The sequence below is a fragment of the Variovorax sp. KBW07 genome (genome assembly GCF_003852515.1).
Classification (GTDB): domain Bacteria; phylum Pseudomonadota; class Gammaproteobacteria; order Burkholderiales; family Burkholderiaceae_C; genus Variovorax.
The window spans coordinates 1-8,661 of sequence record NZ_QAJK01000063.1 but is presented as its reverse complement, the minus strand read 5'-3'; the positions used below and the strand labels follow the sequence as shown (position 1 = coordinate 8,661).

At 67.6% G+C, this 8,661-nt stretch carries 8 protein-coding genes; 4 read left to right on the top strand and 4 right to left on the bottom strand.

From position 1 onward, the window contains the following. Window positions 1-236: 236 nt before the first annotated feature. Window positions 237-1,625 carry a 3-deoxy-D-manno-octulosonic acid transferase gene (locus DBV14_RS14290; RefSeq protein WP_124459834.1) on the top strand — a complete coding sequence of 463 codons (1,389 nt, stop codon included), beginning with the start codon at window positions 237-239 and terminating at the stop codon, window positions 1,623-1,625. A gap of 152 nt (window positions 1,626-1,777) precedes the next feature. On the opposite strand, the gene DBV14_RS14285 is transcribed toward DBV14_RS14290, so the two are convergent. From DBV14_RS14285 to DBV14_RS14270, 4 genes are all read right to left on the bottom strand, one after another. Beyond that, window positions 1,778-3,322 carry a TolC family outer membrane protein gene (locus DBV14_RS14285; protein WP_124459833.1) on the bottom strand — a complete coding sequence of 515 codons (1,545 nt, stop codon included), beginning with the start codon at window positions 3,320-3,322 and terminating at the stop codon, window positions 1,778-1,780. 22 nt (window positions 3,323-3,344) lie between these two features. After that, complete coding sequence (locus DBV14_RS14280; protein ID WP_124459832.1) at window positions 3,345-3,683, bottom strand: rhodanese-like domain-containing protein; 339 nt, start codon at window positions 3,681-3,683, stop codon at window positions 3,345-3,347. Between the two features lie 17 nt (window positions 3,684-3,700). Next, window positions 3,701-4,378 (bottom strand): protein-L-isoaspartate O-methyltransferase, encoded by a 678-nt coding sequence (locus DBV14_RS14275; RefSeq protein ID WP_124459831.1) that lies wholly within the window; start codon window positions 4,376-4,378, stop codon window positions 3,701-3,703. Window positions 4,379-4,467: 89 nt separating this feature from the next. Beyond that, window positions 4,468-5,145 carry a TetR/AcrR family transcriptional regulator gene (locus DBV14_RS14270; protein WP_124459830.1) on the bottom strand — a complete coding sequence of 226 codons (678 nt, stop codon included), beginning with the start codon at window positions 5,143-5,145 and terminating at the stop codon, window positions 4,468-4,470. 102 nt (window positions 5,146-5,247) lie between these two features. On the opposite strand from DBV14_RS14270, the gene msrA reads away from it, so the two are divergent. From msrA to DBV14_RS14255, 3 genes are all read left to right on the top strand, one after another. After that, window positions 5,248-5,799, top strand: a complete 552-nt coding sequence (gene msrA / locus DBV14_RS14265) for a peptide-methionine (S)-S-oxide reductase MsrA (protein ID WP_124459829.1) — start codon at window positions 5,248-5,250, stop codon at window positions 5,797-5,799. A gap of 23 nt (window positions 5,800-5,822) precedes the next feature. Continuing rightward, a complete protein-coding gene (locus DBV14_RS14260) occupies window positions 5,823-6,248 on the top strand; it encodes a hypothetical protein (RefSeq protein ID WP_124459828.1) in 426 nt (141 codons plus the stop codon). Window positions 6,249-6,329: 81 nt separating this feature from the next. Continuing rightward, on the top strand, window positions 6,330-8,462 hold the full coding sequence (locus tag DBV14_RS14255) for a TonB-dependent receptor (protein ID WP_124459827.1): 2,133 nt from the start codon (window positions 6,330-6,332) through the stop codon (window positions 8,460-8,462). The last annotated feature ends 199 nt before the right edge of the window (window positions 8,463-8,661 follow it).

Sequence of the window (8,661 nt, the reverse complement as noted above, 5' to 3'; positions counted from 1 at the left end):
GCGCAGAGCACACCATCGGCGCGAGCGCCTTCAGAGCGGTCGTTGATCGGCCAATGCGAGAGCAGCGCCCTCGTGCGACTGGCATCGGGTGCTCCGCGCAGCGAAATAAAGGAGGAGCGAAGCGGGGGACATTCGCGGAGGGGAGCACCCGGTGTCAGTCGCACGCGCCCTGAAGAACGGCAGCGCCAAAAACATGCGTCGCAATCCACGCATCAGCACGATGGAGCACTGAGCTAGTGCGTTCCCTGCTACTGCGCCTGTACGGCGCCTTCACTACCGTTGTGCAACCGCTAGTTCGCCGCAAGCTGCGACGTCGTGCCGTGGCCGAGCCCGGCTATGGCGTGGCCGTCGAAGAGCGCTTTGGCCACTACGACGAAGCCACCACCGGCCATGCCCAATGCTGGGTGCATGCCGTCTCGCTCGGCGAAACCCGCGCTGCCGCCATCCTCATCGCCGAACTGCGTCGGCAGTACCCCGGCATTCCGATTTTGTTGACCCATGGCACCGCCACCGGGCGCGAAGAGGGCGCCAAGCTGCTCGAGCCCGGCGACACCCAGGTCTGGCAGCCTTGGGACACCCCGGGGGCCGTGGCGCGCTTTCTGAACAAGTTCCAGCCGCGCATCGGCGTGCTGATGGAAACCGAGGTCTGGCCCGAAATGGCCGCAGCCTGCGCCGAGCGGCGCATTCCGCTGGTGCTGGCCAATGCACGGCTCAACGAAAAGTCGCTGGCCGCGGCCGAGCGGCTGGCCTGGCTGGCACGGCCCGCGTATTCGGCGCTGACGGCCGTATGGGCCCAGACCGAAGCCGACGCGCACCGGCTGGTGTCGCTTGGCGCCAAGGTCGCCGGCATCTACGGCAACCTGAAATTCGACGCCACGCCCGACACGCGGCAACTGGCCACGGCCGTGTCGCTGCGCGAGCGCCTGCCGCGGCCGATGGTCGTGCTGGCGAGTTCGCGCGACGGTGAAGAGCGGTTGCTGCTCGAAGTGCTCAAGCGCTTCGGCGCCACCTCGCCGGTGCCGCCCGAGCAGGGCGCGATCCGCTCGATTGCCAAGCGCGTGCACGACGTGCAATGGATGATCGTGCCGCGCCATCCGCAACGCTTCGACGAAGTGGCTGCGCTGATCGAGGCGGAAGGCTTTGCGGTCGCGCGGCGCAGCGCGGCGGGGCAGCCGGCCGAGGCCGAGATCTGGCTTGGCGATTCGCTGGGCGAAATGGCGCTGTACTACGGCCTGGCCGACGTGGCGCTGCTGGGCGGCAGCTTCGAGCCGCTGGGCGGGCAGAACCTCATCGAGCCGGCCGCCTGCGGTTGCCCGGTGATCATGGGGCCGTCGACCTTCAACTTCGCGGAGGCGGCGCAACTGTCGCTCGCGGCTGGCGCATCGCTGCGTGTCGAAGGCATGGAGCAGGCGGTGACGGCGGCGCTGAAGCTGGTCGAAAACCCGGAGCGCCGCGCCCTCATGGCGCAGGCCGCGCTGGCGTTTTCATCGTCGAACCGTGGCGCGGCCGAGCGCACGGCGGCTGCGGTGCTGGCGATTGCGCAGGCCGCGGAGCCCGTGGACACGTCCGCGGCGCCGCTGGAAGACGAAGAAGAGCCGCGAAGAGCGGAGCCCACGCTGGACTGACAGCGGATCGGTATTTGGATTTGCCCCTTCCCCTTCGGGGGAAGGTTGGGATGGGGGCTCGACGGCGCTGCCAATGGTGACTGCACTGGCCATGGATACGCCGCTGGCCCCCACCCCGGCCCTCCCCCGGAAGGGGAGGGAGGAAGAAAGCTTCAGCGCACGGGCGGATTCAGGATTACCGGCGGCACGGGCGCCGTCGGCATCGTCGGGGCCGGCGGATTGAACGGCTGCACCGGCACCGGCGGAATGACCGGAATGCTCGGCGGCGTCACCGGCACCACAGGCTGCTGATTGCTTCGATCCGATGGCGTTGCCGCGGGCACCGCCGGCGTGCTGCCATTGCTGGCCAGCGTCGCGTTGATCGCATTCATGTCGTCGGTCGTCAGCGTGCCGTTGGCCTGGCGCAGCTTCAGGTTGCCCAGCAGCACGTTGTAGCGTGCCTGCGCAAGGTCGCGCTTGGTCTGGAACAGCTGGCTCTGCGAGTTCAGCACGTCGATGTTGATGCGCACGCCGACCTGGTAGCCGAGCTTGTTGGCATCGAGCGCGCTCTGGCTCGACGCCTCGGCCGCTTCCAGTGCCTTGACCTGGCCCGCGCCCGACACCAGCCCGAGGTACGCCGCGCGCGTGGCCTGCGCCACGTTGCGCTGGGTGCCGTCGAGCACGCTGCGCGACTGGTCTTCGAGCGCCAGCGTTTCCTTGATGCGGTTCTCGGTGGCGAAGCCGGCGAACAGCGGCAGGTTGAAAGTCACGCCGACCGTGGCGGCGTTGACGCGCGTGCCCACCGCGCTGGTGCTGGTGCCCGTGGGGTTGCGTGTGACGTTGTAGCCAAGGTTGGCGTCCAGCGTGGGCTTGTGGCCGGCCTGCGCCTTCTGCACTTCGAGCCCGGCCACGTCGAGGCCCAGGCGGGCCTGGCGGATCGCGGGATGCACCTCGTTGGCTTGGGCAACCCAGGCGTTGATGTCGGCGGGCATGGCGGTGGGCAGCACCACCGGCACCGCCAGCGGCACCGGCGCGCTGCCGGGGCGGCCGACCAGCTGGTCGAGCACGATCTTCTTGACCTGCAGGTCGTTCTCGGCCGCGATCTCCTGGGCAATCACCAGGTCGTAGCGGGCCTGGGCCTCGCGCGAATCGGTGATGGTCGAGGTGCCGACCTCGAAGTTGCGCTTGGCCGACGCCAGCTGCTCGGCCACGGCGACCTTCTGCGCGCGCACCAGCGCCAGGCTGTCGCTGCTCGCCAGCACGTCGAAGTAGGCCTGGCTCACGCGCACGATCAGGTCTTGCTCGGCGATGGTCAGCACCGCCTGCGCAATGTCGGCCTGCCGCTTGCCTTGTTCGTACGTGGCCCAGTTGGCGGGGCGGTACAGCGGCTGCGTGGCGTTGATGCCCACGTTCTGCGTGTTGTAGTCGCGCGGCGTGCTGGTGCCCCTGCCGCTGCCCGTGAGGGTGTCGATGTCGAGGTTGCTGCGCGTCACGCCGGCGGTCAGGCCCACGGCGGGCAGGATGCCGGCCTTGGCCTGCGCGGCGCGCGCCACGTTGGCTTCGTACTGGGCCCGCGCGCCCTGGTAGGTGGCGTCGTAGTTGCGGGCGGAGTCGTAGAGTTCGTTCAGTGTCTGGCCTTGGGCCGGCAGCGCGAGCAGTGTCGCAATAACGCTTGCGAGTGCTGCGGAAAGGGGCAGAAGCCGGGGCCTTGGAGGCATTGAACGTCCTTGAAGAATGAAGCTAGTAGCGCGGCACGGAAGGGTCGTGCTGCGATGACCAGGCGTCGATGCCGCCCGCCACGTTGGCGAGCTGGTCAAAGCCGTTCTGGTTCAGGAAGGCGGCCACGCGCTGGCTGCGCGCGCCGTGGTGGCACAGGCATGCGATGCGATGACCTTCGCCCAGTTCGGCCAGCCGCCCCGGAATCTCGTTCATCGGGATCGCGACCAGCGTGAAACCCTGGGGCGCGACGCTCGCCGTCTGCAGTTCCCAGGGCTCGCGCACGTCGAGCAGCACGGGGGTGGCGTCGGCGTCCTGTGCGAACCAGGCGGCAAGGTCGGCGGGGCGGACTTGGTCGATCATTCGGTCTACCGTCCGGCTCAGAACGAGAAGCGCGAAGGCTCGGGGAAATTCAGCAGGCGCGGCGCCACGGTGTCCCAGGGCTGGATGGTTTCCCACTTGCTTTCGCTGGTGCGGGTCACGAAGTGGGCGCGCATCATCGGCTCTTCACCGACGATGGCCGACAGGCGGCCGCCGACCTTGAGCGAACCCAGCAGGTTCTGCGGAATGCGGGCCACCGAGCCGCTCAGCACGATCACGTCGAAGCTGGGGCCGCTGGGCAGGGGCACGGCGCCGTCGGCGTGGCGCACCTCGACGTTGGTCACGCCGTTCTGGCGCAGCGTCTCGGCGGCGCGGGCGGCCAGCACGGGGTTGATTTCAAGCGACAGCACCTGGGCGGCGCGGGCGCCGAGCAGGGCGGCCATGAAGCCGGAGCCGGTGCCGATCTCGAGCACCGATTCGTGCTTCTGGATGTGCAGGTCTTGCAGGGTGCGGGCCTCGACCTTGGGCGAGAGCATGAACTCGCCGGGCACGGTGCCGTCCAGCAAAGGCAGTTCCATGTCGAAGAACGACAGCGTGCGGTGTTCTTCCGGCACGTAGTCTTCGCGGTGGATTTCGGCCAGCAGTTCGAGGATGTCCGTCTCCAGCACATCCCAGGGGCGGATCTGCTGTTCGATCATGTTGAAGCGCAAGCGCTCGAGGGTAGGAGTGGGGTTCATGGCGTGGCTTTCCTTGTGGGCTCAGGACAAACCTTCAATTTTAGGTTGCGCCGATGACACCCGCCGCCCGGTCGGCCATCCACGGCCTTTCATGCCTTGTCCCCGGCGCGCACGCTGAGCCCGTAAAGCACTGTTTCCGCCTGTGTGGCGAGGTACTTTTCGGGGTCGAGGGCGCTGTCGCCGTCGACGCAGACCATGGCCGAATGCTTCCAGAGCATGAGGAAGACCATGGGCGCCACCACCGAGTAGATGGCGTGGTCGACGTCGACCGGCGCGAATTCGCCGCGGTCGATGCCGCGCTGCAGGATGCGCCGCAGCAGCACGTGGCCGGGGCGCACCACCTGCTGCCGGTAGAACTCCGCCAGCTCGGGGAAATTGGCGCCTTCGCACACCATCAGCTTGGTCAGGCCCGAGGCCTTGGTCATGCCGACACGCTCCCACCAGACGCGCATGCAGTAGCGCAGCATCTCGGCCGAGGTGCCTTCGAAGGCCTCGAATTCGGCATTCCACTCCGTGAAACGGCCGCCGAGGTTTTCCATCACCACCGCCTTGAACAGCTCTTCCTTGCTCGGAAAGTAAAGAAAGAGCGTGCCCTTGGAGACGCCGGCGCGGGCCGCGACCTCTTCGGAACGGGTGGCGGCAAAGCCTTTTTCGACGAACAGGTCGAGCGCGGCCGCGAGCAGTTCGCCGGGGCGCGCCTCTTTCCGGCGCTCGCGCTTGGCGCGGACCGGGCAGATCTTGTCGACGAAGGAACGGGGCGTGGGCATGATGTTAATGACTGACGGGTTAGTAATGTAGTGACCGACGTTCGATGCGTCAAGCCGCGACAATATCGGGTTCGCTTTTTTCCAACCTCCCGGAGCCGTGCCATGACCTCTTCATCGTCGCCCAACGAAACCATCGTGATCGGTGGCGGCTGTTTCTGGTGCACCGAAGCGGTGTTCGACCGCGTGCAGGGGGTGGTCGACGTGGAATCGGGCTATTGCAACGGCCAGGTCGTCAACCCGACCTACGAGCAGGTCTGCACCGGCCGCACCGGCCACGCCGAGGTGGTGAAGCTCGAATTCGACCCGGCGCAGATCAGCCTGCGCGAAATTCTCGAAATCTTCTTCGTCGTGCACGACCCCACGACGCTCAACCGCCAGGGCAACGACGTCGGCACCCAGTACCGCAGCGGCATCTACTACCTGAACGATGCCCAGAAGCAGGTGGCCGAAGACGTCATTCGCGAGATCGAGGCCAGCAAGACCTACCGCTCGCCCGTGGTGACCGAGGTGGCACCGCTGGCCAACTATTCGGCCGCCGAGGCCTACCACCAGGACTACTTCCTGAACAACCCGAACCAGGGCTACTGCGCATTCGTCGTGGGCCCGAAGGTCGAGAAGTTCCAGAAGACCTTCGCGTCGCGCGTCAAGGCCTGACAGGCCAGTAGCCCCAACCCCTCGTGCACATCGCCCTCCGTCAAACCCGGTCCCGTTCGACCCGCGCGCTCGTCGTTGCGCTGGCGGTCGCGCTGTGGTTCGCGGGCACGCTGGGGCTGATGCACCGGACGCTGCACGTGCCCGGCATGCCGGCGCTGCCGTCGTCCTCGGCGGTTGCAGCGGTTGCAGCAGCCGATGGCAAAGCCGCCCCCGCCACGCCGGCGGTGCACCAGCACGCAGGCCACACCCTGGCCGGGCTGTTCGGCCACCACACCGATGCGGAGTGCCGGCTGTACGACCAGCTCTCTCATGGTTCCAGCGCGCCCGGCGTGCCGCTGGTGGTGCTGCCGATGCTGCTGCCATCGGCCACCTTCGCTTTTCTCGAGGGCGAAGCCATCGCCCGCTGGGTTGCGCTGTTCGAAGCGCGCGGCCCGCCTTCCACTCGCTGAATCCCCCTGTGTTCCGGTTGTCGTCGCACCTGCCTTGCGCGGGTGGCGGCATGCCGTCCCTTGATTCAACGAGTGTTCAACATGATTCCCACTTTCCGTCGCAACGCCATCGGCGTTGCCGTTCTTTCGCTCGCGGCTTTCGCCAGCGCATCGCACGCACAGCAGCAGCAAACCCAAGACGCCACAGCTGCCTCCACAGCCCAGGCCCAGCCTGCGGACGCCACCACCGGCAGCCTGCGTGAAGTCACCGTCACCGGCAACCCGCTGGGCGCCAGCGAACTGATCGCGCCGACCACCACGCTGTCGGGCGACAAGCTGCTGCTGCGTTCCGAATCGACGCTCGGCGAAACGCTCAACAACGTGCCCGGCGTGAGCAGCAGCTACTTCGGCCCCAACGCCAGCCGCCCGATCATTCGCGGCCAGGACGGCGACCGCATCCGCATCCTGCAGAACGGCGGCGGTGCGCCCGACGCCTCGGCGCTGAGCTATGACCACGCGGTGCCGGTCGATGCGCTCGTCACCGATCGCATCGAGGTGCTGCGCGGCCCGTCGGCGCTGCAGTACGGCGGCAGCGCGGTGGGCGGCGTGGTCAACGTCATCGACAACCGCATTCCCACCGAACCCATCAACGGCTTCGGCGGCCGTGCCGACCTGGGCTATTCGACCGGCAACAAGGAGAAGAACGGCGCCGTGGTGCTCGAAGGCGGCAACGACCGCATCGCGGTGCACGTCGATGCCTTCAACCGCGACTCGAAAGACGTGTCGGTGCCCATCGACCTGGATTGCGCCAAGCCCGGCTCCCCGTGGCGCGCCCGCAAGATCTGCAACTCGGCCAACGAAGCCCACGGCGGCGCGGTCGGTGGCACGCTGTTCTTCGGCCAGGGCTGGATCGGCGCTTCGGCCAGCACCTACCGCAGCAACTACGGCACCGTGGCCGAGAGCGACGTGACCATCGGCATGAAGTCCGACCGCTATGCGCTCGAAGGCGAGTGGCGTCCGGGCGGCATCATCAGCAGCGTCCACGCCAAGCTCAGCCACACCGACTACCGCCACACCGAGTTCGAAGGCAGCCAGGCTGGCACCAAGTTCTCGAACATGAGCAACGACCTGCGCATAGAGGCCCGCCACCAGAAGATCGGCAACCTCGAAGGCCTGGTCGGCTTCAGCAGCGAAACCAACCGCTTCGCCGCCGATGGCGAGGAAGCCTTTGCACCGCACAGCCGCACGCGTTCGAACGCGCTGTTCCTGTACGAAGAGCTCGGCACCTCGTGGGGCCGCCTGAGCTTCGGCGCGCGCACCGAGAAGGTCCGCATCCGCTCGCTGGGCTACCCGGACGACCCGACCATCACGCGTTTCGCCATCGGCGAGCGCACCTTCAATCCGCACAGCGCGGCCTTCGGTGCGCTGGTCAACCTGGCACCGCAGTGGCAGCTGACCTCGAACCTTGCCTACACCGAGCGCGCCCCGAAGGACTACGAACTGCTGGCCAACGGCCCGCACGTGGCCACCGCAGCCTGGGAAGTGGGCAACCCGAACCTGAAGAAGGAAAAGTCCACCGGCTTCGACCTGGGCGCGCAGTGGAAGTCGGGCCCGAACACGGCCCGCGTCAATGCGTACGTCACGCGCTTCAGCAACTACATCGGCCTGACCGCATCGGGCCGCACGCTCGACGGCGAAGGCCAGGTGGTGACCGACCCCGAAGTGACCGACACGCTGGCCGAGTACGTGTACGGTGGCGTGCGCGCGCGCTTCACCGGCATCGAAGCGAACGGCAACCTGCGCTTGCTGGGCTCCGAAGGTTTCGCGCGGATGGGCGACGCAGGCACGCTCGACCTGGAGTGGCGCGGCGACATCGTGCGCGCGAAGAACCTGGACACGGGCGAGCCGCTGCCCCGCATCGCGCCGCTGCGGCTGGGCGCGACGCTGGTGTACGGCAACGGCCCGTGGGGTGCCCGCTTCGGTTTCGACTACAACGCGGCGCAACACCGCGTGCCGAGCGTCGGGGCCCGCGAGACGGACGCGTACACGCTGTGGAATGCAGCGATCACATACCGCATGAAGGTGCAGCGCGCAAACCTGACGTGGTACGCGCGCATGGACAACATCACGAACAAGCTGGCCTACAGCCCTACGTCGATCCTGACGACGACTGTGTATCCGAACGCGCCGTTGCCGGGGCGTTCGCTGAAGGTCGGGTTGCGTGTGACGTTCTGACCTGTTGAGGGGGGGCGCGGCAGCCTTCAGGGCGTCGCTCCCGCCGACGGCGTGCTCTGCTCCGCGAATGTCCCCCGCTTCGCTCCTCCTTTATTTCGCTGCGCGGAGCACCCGATGCCAGTCGCACGAGGGCGCTGCTCTCGCATTGGCCGATCAACGACCGCTCTGAAGGCGCTCGCGCCGATGGTGTGCTCTGCGC

Coding starts and splice junctions, on each gene's coding strand:
- msrA (WP_124459829.1), top strand. CDS start 5,248: ATGACCTCTTCATCGTCGCCCAACGAAACCATCGTGATCGGTGGCGGC.
- DBV14_RS14275 (WP_124459831.1), bottom strand. CDS start 4,378: ATGAACCCCACTCCTACCCTCGAGCGCTTGCGCTTCAACATGATCGAA.
- DBV14_RS14285 (WP_124459833.1), bottom strand. CDS start 3,322: ATGCCTCCAAGGCCCCGGCTTCTGCCCCTTTCCGCAGCACTCGCAAGC.
- DBV14_RS14280 (WP_124459832.1), bottom strand. CDS start 3,683: ATGATCGACCAAGTCCGCCCCGCCGACCTTGCCGCCTGGTTCGCACAG.
- DBV14_RS14255 (WP_124459827.1), top strand. CDS start 6,330: ATGATTCCCACTTTCCGTCGCAACGCCATCGGCGTTGCCGTTCTTTCG.
- DBV14_RS14270 (WP_124459830.1), bottom strand. CDS start 5,145: ATGCCCACGCCCCGTTCCTTCGTCGACAAGATCTGCCCGGTCCGCGCC.